The organism is Spongiivirga citrea (assembly GCF_010671565.1).
Lineage (GTDB): Bacteria > Bacteroidota > Bacteroidia > Flavobacteriales > Flavobacteriaceae > Spongiivirga > Spongiivirga citrea.
In genome coordinates this window covers 438,368-457,444 of the sequence record NZ_JAABOQ010000005.1, presented here as the reverse complement: position 1 = coordinate 457,444, position 19,077 = coordinate 438,368, and the positions used below count along the sequence as shown (strand labels likewise).

The following is a 19,077-nucleotide window of genomic DNA, read 5'->3' as shown; positions in this document are numbered from 1 at the left end:
CTTTTGATTGAACTCTAAAGTACTAAAAACAAATTGCTTGGTCAGAAAGTCTTGATTTCTCAAGACAGTTTAATCGTATCCGACTTCCTTTTAATCCCGAGATCGCTCTCTAGCGTCATTTGGTATTTAAAGAATATAAGGACATCCTTTACTAAAACACTTCCTTCACCTTTACTAATTTCATCGGAATGTCTGGAAATCTCCAATTTTCTTGAGATGTGATCATACAATTCTCCACTCAATTCATTTGAAAATGCCTTCTCGTCTAACAACACATCATCCCGATAAAAATTGAAGGCGCCATACTCAGCAAATGTCCATTTCACGATGAGCGCATGTTCTTTTAAAAGATTAGTTATATAGGATTCTAATTGCGGACTTACATCACTTATCTCTATTTCATAAGCCTCTACGCTGCCAAATTGCTCATGGGTTTTATTGTATTTAATATTGATTCCGCTAGAAGCGCTTCGTGGATCATAACTTGCTTCGATGGTTCCCCATAAAAAATCACGTTGCGTACCTAGTTGGTCTGTAAGCCAATTATTAAATGTTATTGCTTTTTGTTTTTCGCCTTCTTCATTAAAATTATCCCAGCCTTCATTTTCATCGGCTAGTGTTGATCGAAATACGAAAGAAACGAGCTCTAATTGATCTTTAAAAAACCCAAAAGAAAACCGAAAATGATAATCCCTAATTTTTATGTATGCTAGCCTAAGCCATTTCCATCCCGTCTCCATATCATCAATATGATAGGCGCTCCCGAACTTAAGGGCCGTTACCGAATTTAGCGAACAACCCGGAGGAATGACTATTTTGTCAAACTGAATGAATCCATTTTTTTTATCGATCATTTTAAATACAAGTTAAAAAGGATTCCTCCTGATTCTTCTAAGGCGTGGAAGAAGATACCTGTAGCATTTTACCGTTATAATATTTATTTCCGGTTGTAGCAAAATTAAATATGTAGTCTGCCATTTCTTTAGGACTTAACGGAGCTTGAAAACCAGGGAAGGCTTCTTCTAACATTTCGGTTTGCACGGCACCTAATGCAAGGGTGTTAAAAGAAGGTCCGCTTTCTTTGTATTCTTCCGCTAACAATTCCGTCAATGTGATGACAGCGCCTTTGCTAGAGCTATAGGCTGCAAGTCCTGGGAATTTCATACTTCCCTGCACTCCGCCCATACTACTTATGGTCACTACATGACCGTTTTTAGGCATAAAAGGAAGTATACGACGTGTCATTTCAGCAACACCAAACACATTAACCTTGTAGATATGTTCAAAGTCGGCTATGGTAGTATCGGCAAATGGTTTATTCAATAAAGCGCCAGCATTATTGATTAGGATATGGACTTTTCCATCCCATTCCGCAGCAACAAAATCGGTAACTCGATCGAGATCTGCTTCATCACAAATATCAAAAGGAAAAGCAGTGATTTGCTCGTTGTTAAGGTTTTCTACTGGTTTGCTATTACGAGACAGTGCTAGTACTTTATGTCCTTTTTCCGCAAAAATTTGTGCGGTTTCGAAGCCTATACCTCGGCTGGTTCCTGTGATGATTATGTTCATAGTTGCCCTCACCCCCGGCCCCTCTCCCTCAGGAGAGGGGAATTGGAGTATTTTTAATTTATTTTATTTCTTTAGTCGGTGTATTAAACATCGTTGCAAGTACTGGGATCATCTCATTGACTACTTTGGTCATATGAGGAATATCCATTTGTGATACTTCGTCATCTACATGGTGGTAGTAGTCGAAATTGGTAAAGTCGAAAGTACAAACCGTATGCGACGGCACTTTAAATTGATTGTAGAATGGATAATTGTCCGACCGCTGAAACAAATTATAACCTGCTGCTGTAGGTAAATATCCAATTAATTTTTTACCCGCATAAGCATTCATAGCATCGGCCATATTGCTCTTTTTATATCCAGTGATATAGGCTAGATAATCCTTTCCTTTCATCGGTACTCCGATCATTTCAAAATTGACCATGGTGTACAGATTGATATTCTGTTGCTTTAGTCTCTTAGCTAAATGTACTGAGCCTAGAAGGCCTTTTTCTTCAGCAGAAAACAGTGCGAAAATGATACTGCGTTTGTTGTTTTTTACCTGTGAGAAATATCGGACTAGTTCTAATACTGCAGTCGTTCCCGCGGCATTATCATTAGCACCATTGGCAACAGTATCCCCATTGACTGATTTTCCCTTTCCAATATGATCGTAATGTGCACCGATTAGGATGTATTCATTTTTCAATTTTGCATCGGTTCCCGGTAACATCCCTACCATATTAAATGCTCCGTTAAAATTAGATAGGTCATCGCGATAGGATGAGAAATAGGGTACAATTCCGTTTGATTTGAATATGCCTTCGATGTATTGAGCGGCTTTTTCAATTCCCGGAGAGCCGGCTTCGCGACCTTGAAGTTCATCAGACGCCAAATAAGTGATCGTCTTTTTCACATCCGCTTCTTTAGCAAAGTAAGCGGATACTATTTTTTCAGGGGTTTTGGTAAAAGTGGTATTTTCTGAATTACCATTGGTCCCGTTGTTGTTAGATCTGTCAATATCGACTACCGTAACCGTCGGTTCTTGTTGTGACGCTTTTTTGGCTGCCTCTTCGTTAGTGCTGACTACTTGAGTTGATCCGCAAGAAGCCATTAAAAATGCCAATGCTACTACTAGGTAAATTCTTTGTATCATGTTTTGAAATAGTTGAATTTTCAAATTCTGGTTATAAAATACTAAGGTAAAAAAAGCATACATACCTTATGAAATAAAAAACCAGCATTCTTTAAATAAAAGAATGCTGGTTGCCTATGCTAAACCTATATAATAAGTCTAAATACTTCTTAGTTGCTACTGATTAAACAATAGTAGCACTTTATACATAATGAATACTACGCCAATCAAACCTGCTAACAAGAATAGTACTCTCACAAATTCTTGCGCAGAATAATTACTGTTGTTTGTTACATTTTTCATATTTACTGTTTTGCCCGTTTATTTAAAATCGTGGTTAAGTGAAAAAAAGTATATCATTAACATTGAATTAATACTATTTAACTTTTTCTAAAACTAGATGTAGGAAATACGAAATCGTTGCCTGCTTAAGATGTTAAAAAATAAAAAAGCAGCATATAATCCCATATGCTGCCTTTGACTACTAATCTAAAAACTCAATCAATAAACACCAAATTACTTTGCTACGCAAGAACTTAAGGCCCACCTAGAAAACTAATTATTCCTGTTTCTAATAAAATAATTACCATCCCAAATAGCACCAAACAAAGAAGTAATACTAATAAAGGCATGTAATATTTGTTTCTAGAAGATTGCATTGCCAAATACATACATAATATAGCATAGCCAAAAGACTAATGCCATGGCCGTTATGATCGACATCAGATCGAAAACGGCATGAATAATCTTATCTTTTTTAATTCTTGATTCCATTATAAGTTAAATCGAAGCAGTACCTCATGAGATCCTCTGCTATAGTCACCTATGTTGGTGGTTGCTCTGTCATAAGCATAGCCAAAGGCCATCCAATCAGCCATCTTTACAAAGGCTAGTCCACTCACTGATTCATTCAATCGGTAGTTCAGTCCTAATTCTATTCTGTTGTAGATATCAAAAGTCCCTGTTAGATCGATTGTAGTCGGACTGCCTGATACCATTCTCACCATGGTCGATGGTGTGAACTGTAGATTGTCATTCAGGCTTATGTGATAACCACCACCTGCAAAGAAGTGTAACTCATCCGTCGCCTCGGTTGCAATACCTGCTTCCTTTTCATATCTGTCGCTCTTTAAGAGCTGTGGAGCAGAAAGTGTAATGTAATAATTGTTTGTTCTTAGTAAGGCTCCGATACCGATATTGGGATTAAACGTACTCACGTTTTCTGTGAATAATGGATCGTTTGTGATTTGTAGCGAGTTTAAGTCAATGTCTACAAAAGAGCCTCCCGCTTTTAGTCCTAAGTATAGCTTGGTGTTGTCTGTTAATTGTAGCTTGTAGGAGAAGTCGATATACGCATCAGTCTCATTCAGGACAAACACTCGGTCGTTTACTACCGATGCTCCTATACCTATCTTATTATTAATCGGAATGCCTAAGGATAGGCTTTGGGTCTCTGGGGCGCCTTGTAAGCCCACCCATTGACTCCGAAAGTTTACATTGAGTTGAGTTTGTTCTGTGCTCCCTGCAAAAGCCGGATTGATCACATTCATATTGTAATTATACAAGGTATAACTAGGGTCTTGTTGGGCTATTGTTGTTCCGGGTAGTCCTACCAATAGCAATACTAATAGGCTGATATATCGTAATTCTTTCATCTTTATCTTTTCTTATCGATTTGTTTTTTAGTTGATATTTTTTGATTCAAGCATAAGACACAGCCAAGCCCTTACAACCATGATGTTTCTCTTTAGAGAAAAAACCATTTACCCAGCTGCGCCTTCTTTGTATGGGGATTGATTAATAGTTAATGTATATCCACCCTTGTTTAGGTGGGAAGTCAGGATCGTTTAGTTCTATTACATATAGATAACTACCCGCTGGTAAGCGGTTACCACTTCCTGCTTCTGTAGAAGTACCATCCCAATCATTCTGATAATTATTAGCCTCAAACACCTTTTGACCCCAGCGGTTGTAAACTGTCACCTTGCTATTTGGAAAGTCATCGATATTCTCGATCACCCAAGTATCGTTGATGGTATCTCCATTAGGAGAAAAACCTTGTGGAGTCACTATCTCTTTACTCTCACAATCATCTGCAACACCATTGTTATCTTCATCTGTTGCAGTAATGGTTACAGTGGCTGTTCCTGTGGCTGTGTTACCTTCATTATCGGTGACTGTTAGGGTCACTGTTACATCACCTAAACCGGGACAATCAAAATCAGTAATATCCAAACTTGTTGATGCAATACCACTACAATCATCTGTAGAACCATTATCAATATCGGCTGCAGTGATACTGGCTTGTCCATTTGTATCTAATGAAACAGTGATGTCTTGAGTCACTACCGTTGGGGCTACGTCTTCTGTTACCGTTACAGTAGCTGTTCCTGTTGATGTGTTTCCTTCTGCATCCGCGACCGTTAGTGTTACCGTATTGGCTCCTAGATTAGAACAATCAAAAGTGGTCGTATCTAATGCATAGATCAAATCAGCATCGGCTGTACAATTATCTGTAGAACCGTTATTTATATCAGATGGAGCAATGCTCCCATCACCATTGGCATCTAAAGTCACCGTAATATCTTGAGTGGTCACTGTTGGAGCTAGGGTGTCTTCGACTGTTACCGTAGCAGTGGCGATGCTTGAATTACCAGAGTCATCGGTCGCAGTAAGAGTCACTGTGTTAGCTCCTAAAGCAGAACAGTCAAAAGTGCTGGTATCGACTGTAAAAGTCAATGTACAATTATCAGTACTTCCATTATCAAGATCTGAGCCCTGTATGGTAACCTGTCCGTTTGTATCCAACTGCACCGTTATATTTTGAGCAATAGCAGTTGGGGTACTGTTGTCCTCCACTGTTACCGTGGCGGTGGCTGTATCTGTATTTCCGCTAGCATCTTCCACTGTTAAGGTTACGGTGTTCGCTCCAAGATCTGTACAACTAAATGTTGTCGTATCGAGACTTCTATTTGTAACTGAGCAATTATCTGTTGATCCATTATCTATTTGAGCAGCTGTAATGCTAGCATTACCCATTCCGTCTAGTTGAACCGTTATATCTTGAGCGAGTGCTGTTGGAGCAACTGTTTCTGAAACCGTTACTATAGCAGTTGCTGCACCTACATTGCCTTCGGTATCTGTAACTGTTAGTGTAACAGTATTGGCTCCTATATTTGAACAATCAAAACTGGTGATATCTAATGTTTGGGTGGCTATACCACAATTATCACTGCTACCATTATCAATATCGGCTGCTGTAATACTGGCCTGACCGTTGGTGTCTAATTGAATAGCTATATCTTGAGTGACTACTGTGGGATTTAAACTGTCTTCGACCGTTACAATAGCAGTAGCTGTTTCTGTATTTGGGCCTTCTGTGACTGTTAGTGTTACCGTATTCTGGCCAATGTTTGAACAATCAAAATTTGTTGTATCCAGACTTAAAGTGATATTACCGCATCCACTTCCTGAGCCATTGTCGACATCTTGTGGTGCAATGGTCGCTTGACCATTAGCATCCAATTGTACAGTAATGTTTTGAGCAACCGCGGTTAATGGCTGATTATCTTCTATGGTCACAATCGCTGTGGCCGTATCAGTATTACCACTGGGGTCAGTTGCTGTTAAAGTAACTGTATTAGCTCCCAAATTAGAACAATCAAAGGTCGATTGGCTTAATGATAAGGCCACACTACAATTATCTGAACTACCATTATTGATATCTTGTGCAGTGATTGTTGCTTGGCCGTTAGCCCCTAACTGTATAGTGATATCTTGCGCAATAGCTATTGGGTCGTTATCATCTTCCACAGTCACTATAGCTGTAGTAGTATTTATATTTCCAGAGGTATCCGTAACTGTCAATATTACCGTGTTGGTTCCAATTTCAGTGCAATTAAAAGTTGTTTTGTCTACTGTTACATTTGCAATCCCACAGTTGTCAGTACTCCCATTATCTATGTCAGCCCCTGTAATTATAGCTATGTCATTCCCGCGTCCTCCTAATTGTACCGTAATATCCTGACTAAGAGCTATAGGATCAACATCATCTACAGTTGCAATAGTCACTTGGGTTGCCGCTGAGTTTGGAGCGTTAGAACCATCTATCATTACATTAGCTGGCACATCTATGGTAATGTTCGTACCGCAAATAGAAACAGGTGTAATTAAAGCTTCATACTCATCAGGACCACTAATAGCCGTAAAACCACTTATACTGGCATTGGTTAACACTACGTCACTAGCAGTAAAACCGGTTACGTCTCTATCAATATTAAACGTTACTGTAAATGGACCAGAAGTTGATGCAGGTGCGTTATTTATAGCAATAGAAGGTCCGCATGAAAGTGCATAATTTGCTGTAGCATCTTTAGTCCAATTGGTATTGGCATTAGCCACTGCAACATCACTGACTATAATACAGGATAAATTTGTATTCCCAGAAGTATTTATAGTTGTAGAATTGGTTAAATTAGAAAGATTTAACTCTGCTAAGTTGCCATTCCCAACACTTAAATACGTTAAATTAGTATTTGATGATACATCTAAACTGGTAACCCTAGAAAAGTCTAAATCTAATTCTTGCAAGCCTGTATACAAAGAAGTATCTAAGCTAGTTAACCGAAAACCACCCAAATATAATCTCGTAAGGGTATTTGTTGCTGGAACATCAAAACTGGTTAAGGGGTTAGCATTTGCAAATACATCAATTATTGAAGAAGAAGTGATATTAAGACTGGTAATAGTATTATTGGTACAGTCCAAATCTTCTAAGTTGGTAAACCCAGATACATCAAGAGATGTTAAGCTATTGTCGCTTACGTTTAGTACTCTTAACGTTGAACTAGATGGTAATATTAAATTTGAACTTGTTAAGCTATTATTACTCGCATCTAAAACCTCTAATAAAGAAAGTGCAGATACATCTAACGTATTCAATGCAGGGTTGTCCTTTATGGTTAAATTTCTTAGCGACGTAAAATTTTCGATACCAGTAGCGTCACTAATATTTGCATTAAGCAAACCTAATGAGGTTACTCTTGCAGCTTCATTAAATTGTACTTCTCCGTCACCGTTTATATCTATCCCTGGATTAATAATTACAGCCGCTTTCATATTGGCATCTGGAAAATTTATAAAAGGGCTACATGGGTTGGTGTCCGAATAGGTTGTAAAAGCATCTTTTGTAAAATTTGTATTGGCTGCGGCTGCGGCTGCGTCATCCACCTGAATACAAACTAAATTCGGGTTGTTAGAGGCAAACATTGCATTAAAGTTTGAATTGTTCCCATTCTTTATGTTTAAACTAAACAAATCATTATCCATACAATCTAGGCTGGAAAGCAAGGAAAGTGAAGAAATATCTAAAGATGTGAGTGCATTTCCACCGCATGCGAGATTCTGTAGATTGGAATTAACTGCAAAACTCAAATTTGTTAAGTTATTATCTCCGCATTGAAGCACCTGTAGTGCTGCATTTGATGATACATCTAGGCTTGTTAGCGCATTACTGGTACAAACTAAAGCTGTTAATGCCGTATTTGAAGAAACATCCAGACTTGTTAATCCTCCTCCAGTCAAACTAAAAGCAATCAAATTTGTATAAGGCGTAAGATTAATACTCGTAAGTAATGTATTATCTCTTCCAGATATACTTATCAAATTAGATCCTGAAGAGGGAAGAGTTACTGATGATAAATTAGTGCAATCTGCAAAGAAAAGACTCTCCAAAGCCGTATTGTCAAAGACATTTAAAGTAGTAATGGGGTTTGCGGTTACTGCAAGAAGCCTCAAAGCTGTATTGGATGAAACATCAATACTAGTTAGGTTGTTTCCATTAAATCTAAGCGTAGTTAGCGATGTAAAGAATTCGATTCCTGTGGCATCGGCAATGTTTTGATTACTTAAATCCAATGCGGTAGGTACCAGCGCTTCGCTTTGCTGTATTTCGCCATCAGTATTGGTATCCACCCCTAAAGCAATTAATCTTGCCTTAAAATTAGCATCCGGAAAATTAATGATTTGGGAATAGCCATAAGAACTGCATAGCAGTATAAACGCAATTAAAAGTCGTTTCATAATTTATTTGGTTAAATGTTCAAGCCAAATGTAATTATGCCACTATGTTAGTTGGACTACATGAATGATGTAGATTTTAAAGAATACTATTAGATGTTGTAGTTGAGATACTAGCAATAGCTAATTCCAGAGGAAGAAGTTAACAGTTAAATAAGCCTTTGATCATTTGCCTTTTTAATGGCATCTTCACGACTACAAACCTGCAACTTATCGTAAATGTTTTTTACATGAAAGCGAATAGTATTAACGCTAATAAACATGGTGTCTGCAACACTCTTATAGCTCTTTCCAGATGCCAATAAACTAAGTACTTCAGTTTCACGATCGGACAAAATACTTTCAGGTGCTTTTCGAAATGATTGTACCACCATTTTTGCTATATGTATACTCATGGGTGCTCCCCCCTTCATAACCTCATCTAAAGCATTGGTAATTTGTTGTGGAGTTGCATTTTTAGTTAAGTAACCAGAAGCTCCAGCGCAAAGCGCATTAAAAACGGTTTCTGAATTTTCATAAACCGTAACAATAAGAATGTTGATATTTGGATATTTTGCCTTGATCTTTTTTGTTCCTTCAACTCCATTCATTCCAGGCAATTCAATATCCATTAAAACAATTACTGGTTTGTCTACTTTTAGGTTTAACAAAGCATCTTCACAGTTATCATAGATGTTTACCACCTCATAATCGTCTGTTTTATCAATATGCTTTTTAAAACCCTTGCTAAGTGGCACATTATCTTCTACTATTATAATTCGGTGCATCATGAGTTTTGGTTATGCCAAAAATAATTGTTACCACAATTAGTTGTACTACACTACTAGTGTAGTTTTTCCATTAAAGGTTACTGAGGTTCCTTTTTCTTTTAGAGAGTGAATCAATAACTCCCCTCCAATTTTATTTGCTCTCCGTTTCATATTATTTATTCCGCGACTTGAACCTAATAATTCTTCGTGAATACCAATACCATTGTCCTCGCACTTTATAATCAATCTATCCGATTTAAAGCTAAAACTTAATTCAATTTTAGAGCACTTCGCATGCTTAGCAACGTTGGTCATTGCTTCCTTAAAAATAAAGATCAACTGCTTACTCCAATAGTAGGGAAGTTTGGTGTTTTTAGCGATGCGTTTGTTAACAACAAAGTCGATATTAAACTGTCTAAAATAATCTTCGCCAAAATCTGATAGATAAGTAATGACTTCTTCTAAATAATCACTTTCTGATTTTAAGGAGAAAATAAAATCACGGGTGCCCTTGTATAAATAATCAGCATCGGTATTAATCTGACCAATTAATTCTTGATCACCTTCATCTATATCATTATTATTGGCTGAAAGTAGATTTGAAAAAATAGAAATACGTGCTAATCGATTACCAAGATCATCATGAAAATCTCTTGCCACGTTTTCGCGAACATTACTCAGTTCTTTTTCTAATTCTTCCTTGCGTTCAATAGTCAATTGAAGAGACTTATTGCGTTGTTTAGTTTTTTGAAGCTGTTTGCTAACAATGGTAATTACACCAATGAATACGATACTAGTAAGCAGTAAGATATATCGCCAATCTTTCTGCCACGGAAGGGTAACCGAAAACGTATAGCTTTTAGAATACTTCCAAGCCCCGTCTTGTTTCTTTGCTCGCAATTTAAATGAATGATCCCCTGTACCAAGTTTGCTAAAATCGAGTACTCCCTTTTTCTCTAAGACCCTAGTCCATGTCTCATTGTCTATTTGATACTCAGTAACTAATGAATTTGATCTGTTATAAGAAATCACATTGTAACTAAACGAATTCTTCATTTGCTCAATGATTAGTCGTGGAGGTGATTGCAACTTTAGTCTAGTTTTATTGTTAATTATTGTAACTCCCTTATTACCCCCTATCCAGATATTGTGATCTGAATCTTCAAGCAAGGTTTCTACATATGGCGATAGTAGTCCGGTGGCTTCAGTAATATTAACACACTTGTTTTCTTTAAGTATGGAAATTCCTTTTTGTGTACCAATCCAAAGATCTTTTCTATGATCAATTAATAAAGTATTTACTTGATTATCGATCAATCCGTTTTTTGTGGTAAAGGATTTTAATCTATTTTCAAATAGCAAATCAAGTCCTTTTGTTGTCGCAATCCACAGGCTATCATTTTGCTTCAAAAACTTTTTTATTTGTTTACTTGACAATGTTTTTCCATTGATAGTCTTGTTAATTAAGCTATTGGTTTTATAATCATAGTAACTAGGTCCAGTACTTGTTGCGAACCAAAGTGTATCTCTAAAAAACACAGCATCAAACAATATCCTATTCTCATAAATTGCCTTTGTTTTAAGAGAAGGGATTTTAAGACTATCGGCCTGTATTATATAATCAAGGGAATCGACCATAAATGATTTATAACTCTGATTTTCTATCAAAAATGGGTGTCCTGAATTACTTCCTTTACCTAAGAAATTAATGGATATTTTGTCGCCATCTAGTTTAAGCAGATGTTTACCCATTCCTTTTAAATTGATCTCACTTTCTTTTTCAAAATTTCTAAATGAGAAAAGGTGGTTGGCGGTTAAAACAAAGATTTCTCCATTTAACTCAACAATTCCTTTGATATTAGTGGCATCCCGTAAATGGGAATCATCTAAATAAGTGAAGTCTACATCTTGGTTAATAACACAGTAGACCCCATCACCATGCGTCGTTAACCAAACATTTCCTTCGTGGTCCTTAAGAATATCAGAAATTGGAGCACTTATGGAAAGGCCTATGGACAAATCAACCGTAGTATCTTTCACCAAATTGTAATGAAATGCCCTTTTAAAACCATTCCCTCCTTTTGTAAGCAAAAGGTATTCATTGTCTCTAGTTTTAATGATTTTTTTAATAATCCTACCACCGGTCGGAATTACTTCTGTATGCTCTATGGACTCTCTATTAAAAAAGTATACTGTATCGCGTTGACTGGCCACGAACTCATTTAGTCCTACTTTTGAAACTGAATGAATAATTTTATCATTTAAAAAAGGAAATAATTCTGTGGTTTTTCTGTCAACATCCACGCTGTATATGCCATATAATTTTTCGTCATTAAACTCAACAAAATAAGAACCATTAAACAATACCATCTTTCCGTCTAAGGTCCCGATTTTACCATTTGGTCTTTCAAAATCTTCTGGTCTTTCGAGTATATATTTACCATCATTGGCCATTTTTGCGATTAAAGTTTCACGGTGATAACCTCCATTTGTTTTATGATAAACATAATTACCACTTGAATTTTCCACCAGAATCATTTCCTTATGAAAATCAATATTGTTTATCTTCTCTAAAGAATCATTTGGTATTTTGGGAAGTAAAACCGAGTCGTTTTTTATTAAATGTACTCCACCTCCCCAGGAAGCTATGCCCAGAGTACCGTTTTCGTTCTGCGCTATGTCAATAACATAGTTCGTTCGGAGTCCTTCATTGGTTGTAAATACCTTGAATTTCTGCCCATCAAACTTGGCTAAACCATTGTCTGTACCGATCCATAAATATCCTTCCGTATCCTGATAAATACCATACGTGATATCATGAGGTAAACCATCAGCTGTAGTATAATGGATTCCCTTTTCCTGGGAAAACACTATAAAAAAGGAAAAAAGAAAAGGATAAATTAAATGTCTCAACGGCAAACAATATGAGTTGGAATATACAAAAAGACATAAAACCACTACCTACATAGATCATGTAGGTATTTTACTGGGGAAAAAGAAACCCCAAGCATCAACTTGGGGTTTATAAAACCTAAGAGAAGGTTTATATTTTTTTATAAGCCAGAAATTACACCAACATCGTCACCGGATTCTCAATATACGACTTTAATGTTTGTAAGAACTGTGCTCCTGTTGCACCATCAACAGTTCGATGGTCGCAAGCAAGTGTAACTTTCATTGTATTTCCAACTACAATTTCGCCGTCTTTTACAACTGGCTTTTGTACGATCGTACCTACCGATAAAATCGCCGAGTTTGGCTGATTGATAATTGAAGTAAATTCTGTAATACCAAACATACCAAGATTAGAAACCGTAAAAGTACTGCCTTGCATTTCTTCAAGTGACAACTTCTTATCTCTTGCTTTTCCCGCTAGATCTTTTACTTGTGCACCAATTTGACTTAATGTAAGGTGATCAGTAAACTTCACTACTGGAACAACTAATCCGTCGGGTACTGCTACTGCAACACCTATACTAATATGCTTAGCATATTTGGTAGCATCATCAGCCCATACTGTATTTACTTGCGGGTGTTTTCTTAATGCCATTGCGCATGCTTTAACCACCATATCATTGAATGATATTTTAGTATCCGGCAATGCATTCATTTGCTTTCTAGAGGCCATTGCATTGGTCATATCTAACTCTACCGTCAAATAATACTCTGGCGCAGTGAATTTTGATGCGGATAAGCTTTTTGCAATAGCCTTGCGCATTTGTGAATTTTTCACCTCTTCGAAAGACTCCTCGCCTGCTGGAACAAATGTGCCTATACCTGAAGCGCTTCCAGATGAAACCGGAGCAGCACTTGAGGGTGTGAAGTTCTCTATATCTGCCTTTATAATTCGTCCATGATCCCCTGTACCTTGAACTTCAGCAAGATTAATGCCTTTTTCTTCGGCTAATTTCTTAGCTAATGGCGATGCAAAAATGCGTCCGTTTGAAGAGACTGTTGCAACTGGTGCTGATCTTTTTTCTTCTGTTTTTGCTGGTGTAGTTTCTACAACTGGAGCAGCTCCTGCTTTTGGTGCTTCTGCTTCTTTTCCGTTTGAAACTCCATGACCTCCTTTAGAAAAATTAGCTGCTATTCCAGAAACATCAGTGCCTGCAGGACCAATTATTGCTAAAACGCTATCAACTGGTGCAGTCTCACCCTCCTTTAATCCAACGAATAATAAAGTACCTTCATTAAAGGACTCAAATTCCATTGTCGCTTTATCGGTCTCTATTTCGGCAAGGATATCTCCTTCTTCAACCTTATCTCCAACTTTTTTTAACCAAGTGGCCACAGTACCTTCTTCCATAGTATCAGAAAGTCGAGGCATTGTGATCACTTTTACACCTTCGGGTAATTCCGAAGAACCAGAACTTGCTACTGGAGCAGTTTCTTCTTTAGTTTCTTGTTTTGGAGCTTCTTTAGCTGGAGCAGCTTCTGCTTTTCCGTTTGCAGCACCGCCGCTTAGCAATGCCGAAATATCTTCTCCCTTATCTCCCAAAATGGCCAACAGTGTATCTACGGGTGCCGTTTCTCCCTCTTGAACGCCAATGTGCAATAACACACCTTCATTAAAAGATTCGAACTCCATCGTCGCCTTGTCAGTTTCAATTTCCGCAAGGATGTCTCCTTCTTCAACCTTATCTCCGACTTTTTTTAACCACTTAGCAACAACACCTTCTTCCATGGTGTCACTTAGTCTGGGCATATTTACTATCTGTGCCATTTAATTAGAGTTTATGAGGTATAAATGGATAATCTTTTTGTTCGTATACTGCATCGTACATCAACTCCTTTTCTGGGAATGGTGAATCTTCAGCAAATTGCTCGCATTCTTTTACCAAAGCCTTTACTCTAGCATCAATTTCATCAATCTGCTTTTGAGTTGCATATTTTTTTGATTTAATCACATCTAAAACTTGAGTGATCGGATCTATTTTCTTGTATTCTTCAACCTCATCTTTTGTACGATACTTTTGCGCATCGGACATTGAGTGCCCTCTATATCTATAGGTTTTCATTTCTAGGAAAGTTGGCCCACCACCTTTTCGTGCTCTCGAAATGGCTTTATCCATTGCTTTGGCAACCGCAACAGGATCCATTCCATCACAAGGTTCGCTAGGCATTTCATATCCAAGACCTAGCTTCCAAATATCTTCATGGTTTGCAGTACGAGCAACAGAAGTACCCATGGCATAACCATTGTTTTCACAAATAAATACTACAGGCAAGTTCCATAACATCGCCAAGTTGAACGACTCATGTAATGAACCTTGTCTTGCCGCACCGTCACCAAAATAACACAAGGTAACCGCATCACTATTATTATACTTATCACCAAATGCCATACCAGCACCTAACGGAATTTGTCCACCAACGATACCGTGACCACCGTGAAAACGTTTTTCTTTTGAAAAAATATGCATCGACCCACCAAGACCATGAGAAGTACCTGTTGCCTTGCCATATAACTCAGCCATTACTCGACGAGGATCGACCCCCATACCAATTGGCTGAACGTGATTACGGTAGGCTGTAATCATACGATCTTTACCCAATTCCATTGCATGTAAAGCCCCTGCAAGAACTGCTTCCTGACCATTATATAAATGCAGAAATCCGCGTACTTTTTGTTGTATATAAACTGCTGCTAGCTTGTCTTCAAATTTCCTCCATAACAACATATCCTCGTACCATTTCAGATATGTTTGTTTCGTAATTTTTTTCATTCAGTTGATCGATTTTGTACTTGTCAATTTGTGAAAAGTGCGAATAACAAAAATACTATATAATTGATTAACCAAAAAAGGGTAGTTCGGTTTTGTTAGATTGATAAAAAAGGTCGTTTTAATTTCATATTTCTCAATGAGAATTCGAATAGGGTGAGTTCTGTTTAATTAAGAATAGCTCCCTAAATCCCTCTTCAAAAGACTGTTTTCCAAAAAATAGCAGCTTGCTCCCTTCCCTAGAGGGAAGGGTTGGGGATGGGTGTCCGATCTAGACCTAAAACCTCGCTATTTAAGTAGGTTAAATTCAATTCATGGTGAACACCCCTCTAAATCTCCCCTCAAGAGGAGACTTTTCTTACTCTTTTTATAAATTCGAAAATCTCCTTTAAGGGATAAGTTCGGGCCAGATCTATGCTGCCCGACTATTCGGCAAAAGGACAAAAAGTTAGTTGTCAAAAGCTTTCATTTATTCAAAACGAATTCAACTATGGACGTCTAAATTCATTCAACAAAATAGATGTCGCCATTGCTACATTTAAACTTTCGGTTTGCTGTAATTTTCCAAAGCGTGGTATGGTGACTAGGTGCGTTGATTTTTGTTGAATTTCAGAGGAAATTCCATTCGCTTCATTGCCCATTATTAGAATTGCGTCTTCTGGCAAATCGCCTTTATAAATAGACTCTCCGTTCATTACAGATGCATATATGGGTCGACTTTCTGCTTCTAAAAACTGAGGAAGATTCGTATATATGACATCTACTCTAGCAATCGAACCCATAGTTGCTTGTACTACTTTCGGGTTGTAACAATCAACAGTATTATCACTGCAAACAAGTTGCTTAATACCAAACCAGTCGCAAAGGCGAATAATTGTTCCTAAATTACCTGGATCCCGCACATCGTCAAGCACTAACGTAAGTCCTTTCGTATCGATTTTAGCTTCCTGGGGAATTTCAAAAACAGCCAGTGCCTTATTTGGAGTTTTCAAAAAGCTTATTTTTCGCAACTCAGCATCGGTGATTTCAAAAATTTCATCAGCATTAAAATCTAAATCATCAACAACTGTAGTACATATATAAGAGAGCTTATATCGCGATCGTATCAACTCATTAATTACCTTTAAACCCTCGGCTACGAAAAGCCCATTTTTAGTTCGGTACTTTTTTTGCTGTAAACTCGCTATTAACTTATACCGGCTTTTGGGTAACATACAAATAGTGTATTTTTGAACGGGTTATTTCTTTTACGTAAAATATTGAAGCTAGGCATCACAAAAATAGGAGTATTAATTGTAATTAGTATCCTATTCTTTTCTTGTAATACCATTAAAAAAGTTGGTGAGGAAGAACTACTCCTTACTGATAATACCATTATAGAAAATGGTAAAAAAATAAAAGACGATGCCATTGAAAGTCTTTTCTACCAAACACCAAATAGTAAATTACTTGGTACACCTGTTCGACTTCACATTTTTAATCTAGCGCGTGACAATCGTGATTCTATTTTCAAAGCTTGGGTTAACAGTAACGAAAAGCGCAAAAAAAGATTGTTTAGACGTTACTCTAAAAAACAGATTAATGAAATTGGCAATTATGCAATGGGGTTTAATCGCTGGCTGCGAGAAACCGGAGAAGCGCCTGCTATTATAGACGAATCAAAAACAGAGAAAACAAGAAAAAAGATAAAATCTTACTATGATAGTAATGGCTACTTTAATAATGTAGTGACCGACTCTTTAATAAAAGGAAAGAAACCGCAGCGTGCTGAAATCTTTTATAGTATAACTACTGGAAACCCATATTTTATAGATTCTATCACAGTTACTATTGAATCGCAGCAGCTTGATTCCGTTTATCAATTACACAAAGACAAAGCCTTTGTACAACAAGGCAAACAATATAAAAACAGTGATTTTGTTAGAGAGCAATCCCGATTGAATGAGCTTTTTAGAAATAGTGGTTTTTTTACTTTTCAGAAAAACTCTATCCACTTTTACCCTGAACGTGATACCATACCTGAACACGATGATTATTTAATGCCAACAGAATTATATATTTCTGATGGCTCGGTTAGGGATGCCGCAGATGGAGAAACAAGGCCTTACAAAGTACACACTATAAGGCGAGTGAATATTTTTACCGACAATAAATCGATAAGCGAACGAGAAACAGCAAGTGACAGCATTGTCAACAGTAATTATCATGTATATTCTTCAGGCGAATTAAAATTTAGACCCAAAGCACTTACTGACGCTACCTTTATTATACCTAATGATATTTATAGTGATAAGGCTAGGGTACAAACTAACAGATCGTTTAATAAATTACAGACCTTTCGCTATCCTAATATTGAGTATGAATATATAGGTGATTCTGACACCGATCTTGAGGCAAATATTTTTCTTATTCCTAGAAAACGATTTTCTATAAGACCTAAAATTGAATTTTCGCATTCTGACATTCAGGATTTTGGTATTTCGGCCGGACTCGATTTTACGGCACGAAATGTTTTTCGAGGGGCAGAAACACTCCAATTATCGCTAAGCGGAACCTTAGGATCGACTAATGATCCTGCAAACAATGACAATCGGTTTTTTAATATATCGGAAGTTGGTGGTGACTTGAAATTAGATTTTCCGAGATTCTTTTTTCCCTTTAATACCGAAAAGATCATCCCTAAATATATGTTGCCAACTACACAAATATCTCTGGGTGTTAGTTTGCAAGAGAATATTGGGCTAGACCGACAAAATTTTACAGGTATATTAAGGTATAACTGGGAGGCCTCGACCATAAAATCACACGCGCTCGACCTTATTAATATTCAGTTTGTAAATAACAAGAATATTAATAATTATTTTGAAGTATATCGAAATTCATATAATGAGCTAAATGGCATTGCGCAGGATAATATTGGCTTGGTAAATCCAGATCAATTAAATACTGATGGTAATTTGATCATCCCATCGGGTACCGATAGTTTTATTGATGATGTTGTTAATGGCAGTACTGCACTTTCAGTGGCAGAAGAAAATGATGTACGAAACATCTTAGAGCGTAAAGAGCGTCTTACGCAAAACAACTTGATTTTCGCCTCGAGCTACACCTTCACCAAAAACAATCGACAAGGATTTTTAGACAATAACTTTTCTCAGTTTAGAACGAAGATAGAGTTCGCTGGAAACTTACTCTCTGCAGTTTCAGGGGCCTTCAATTTTGAAAAAGATGGCGACCAAGCAAAGGTATTTGATGTTGCTTTCACCCAATATGCAAAAACAGAAATAGATTATATAAAATATTGGCAATTATCAGCAAATGATGCATTAGCTTTTAGAACTTTTGCTGGTGTAGCAATTCCATACGGAAATTCGTCTAACATCCCATTCGCTAGAAGTTATTTTGGTGGTGGTTCAAATGATAATCGTGCGTGGCAGGCCTACTCACTAGGACCAGGTAGTTCTGGTAGCCCGAATGAGTTTAACGAAGCAAACTTAAAACTCGCTGCTAACTTAGAATATCGTTTTAAACTATTTGGAAAAGTGAATGGTGCATTTTTTGCGGATGCCGGAAACATCTGGAATGTTTTTGACGATACTCCTGATGAAGCTGCACAATTTAACGGCTTCTCATCTCTTAAAGACCTCGCCTTGGGTAGCGGATTTGGGATACGTTATGATTTTGGGTTTTTAGTACTGCGATTAGATACCGGCTTTAAAACTTACGACCCAGCGCTGCCAGAAAACGACCGCTGGTTTCGCAACTTCAATTTTAGCAATGCGGTATATAATATTGGTATTAACTATCCATTTTAGGGTGATTATTATTACATTTGTCCTCT

General features: G+C 37.2%; 12 protein-coding genes. 1 reads left to right on the top strand and 11 read right to left on the bottom strand.

Translation table 11 applies throughout. From position 1 onward, the window contains the following. Positions 1 to 59: 59 nt before the first annotated feature. From GWK10_RS14025 to GWK10_RS13980, 11 genes are all read right to left on the bottom strand, one after another. Positions 60 to 854, bottom strand: a complete 795-nt coding sequence (locus tag GWK10_RS14025) for a hypothetical protein (protein ID WP_164033008.1) — start codon at positions 852 to 854, stop codon at positions 60 to 62. A gap of 37 nt (positions 855 to 891) precedes the next feature. After that, positions 892 to 1,572 carry an SDR family NAD(P)-dependent oxidoreductase gene (locus GWK10_RS14020; protein ID WP_164033007.1) on the bottom strand — a complete coding sequence of 227 codons (681 nt, stop codon included), beginning with the start codon at positions 1,570 to 1,572 and terminating at the stop codon, positions 892 to 894. 58 nt (positions 1,573 to 1,630) lie between these two features. Next, positions 1,631 to 2,707, bottom strand: a complete 1,077-nt coding sequence (locus tag GWK10_RS14015) for a M28 family metallopeptidase (RefSeq protein ID WP_164033006.1) — start codon at positions 2,705 to 2,707, stop codon at positions 1,631 to 1,633. Positions 2,708 to 2,863: 156 nt separating this feature from the next. Then, positions 2,864 to 2,989, bottom strand: coding sequence for a hypothetical protein (locus GWK10_RS18575; RefSeq protein ID WP_262886664.1), 126 nt, complete (start codon positions 2,987 to 2,989; stop codon positions 2,864 to 2,866). A 470-nt stretch (positions 2,990 to 3,459) separates the two neighbouring features. Continuing rightward, on the bottom strand, positions 3,460 to 4,341 hold the full coding sequence (locus GWK10_RS14010; protein ID WP_164033005.1) for a PorP/SprF family type IX secretion system membrane protein: 882 nt from the start codon (positions 4,339 to 4,341) through the stop codon (positions 3,460 to 3,462). Positions 4,342 to 4,483: 142 nt separating this feature from the next. Further along, positions 4,484 to 8,767 (bottom strand): gliding motility-associated C-terminal domain-containing protein, encoded by a 4,284-nt coding sequence (locus tag GWK10_RS14005; protein ID WP_164033004.1) that lies wholly within the window; start codon positions 8,765 to 8,767, stop codon positions 4,484 to 4,486. 146 nt (positions 8,768 to 8,913) lie between these two features. After that, positions 8,914 to 9,534, bottom strand: coding sequence for a response regulator transcription factor (locus GWK10_RS14000; RefSeq protein ID WP_164033003.1), 621 nt, complete (start codon positions 9,532 to 9,534; stop codon positions 8,914 to 8,916). A 45-nt stretch (positions 9,535 to 9,579) separates the two neighbouring features. Continuing rightward, the gene (locus GWK10_RS13995; RefSeq protein ID WP_164033002.1) at positions 9,580 to 12,426 is read right to left on the bottom strand and encodes a sensor histidine kinase; all 2,847 of its coding nucleotides are present in this window, start codon (positions 12,424 to 12,426) and stop codon (positions 9,580 to 9,582) included. A 154-nt stretch (positions 12,427 to 12,580) separates the two neighbouring features. Continuing rightward, complete coding sequence (locus GWK10_RS13990) at positions 12,581 to 14,236, bottom strand: pyruvate dehydrogenase complex dihydrolipoamide acetyltransferase (RefSeq protein WP_164033001.1); 1,656 nt, start codon at positions 14,234 to 14,236, stop codon at positions 12,581 to 12,583. Between the two features lie 4 nt (positions 14,237 to 14,240). Continuing rightward, a complete protein-coding gene (gene pdhA / locus GWK10_RS13985; protein ID WP_164033000.1) occupies positions 14,241 to 15,239 on the bottom strand; it encodes a pyruvate dehydrogenase (acetyl-transferring) E1 component subunit alpha in 999 nt (332 codons plus the stop codon). A gap of 485 nt (positions 15,240 to 15,724) precedes the next feature. Further along, complete coding sequence (locus tag GWK10_RS13980; protein WP_164032999.1) at positions 15,725 to 16,450, bottom strand: TrmH family RNA methyltransferase; 726 nt, start codon at positions 16,448 to 16,450, stop codon at positions 15,725 to 15,727. A gap of 45 nt (positions 16,451 to 16,495) precedes the next feature. Between GWK10_RS13980 and tamL the strand changes: the two genes are divergently transcribed. After that, positions 16,496 to 19,051, top strand: coding sequence for a translocation and assembly module lipoprotein TamL (tamL, locus tag GWK10_RS13975; RefSeq protein WP_164032998.1), 2,556 nt, complete (start codon positions 16,496 to 16,498; stop codon positions 19,049 to 19,051). Positions 19,052 to 19,077 lie beyond the last annotated feature (26 nt).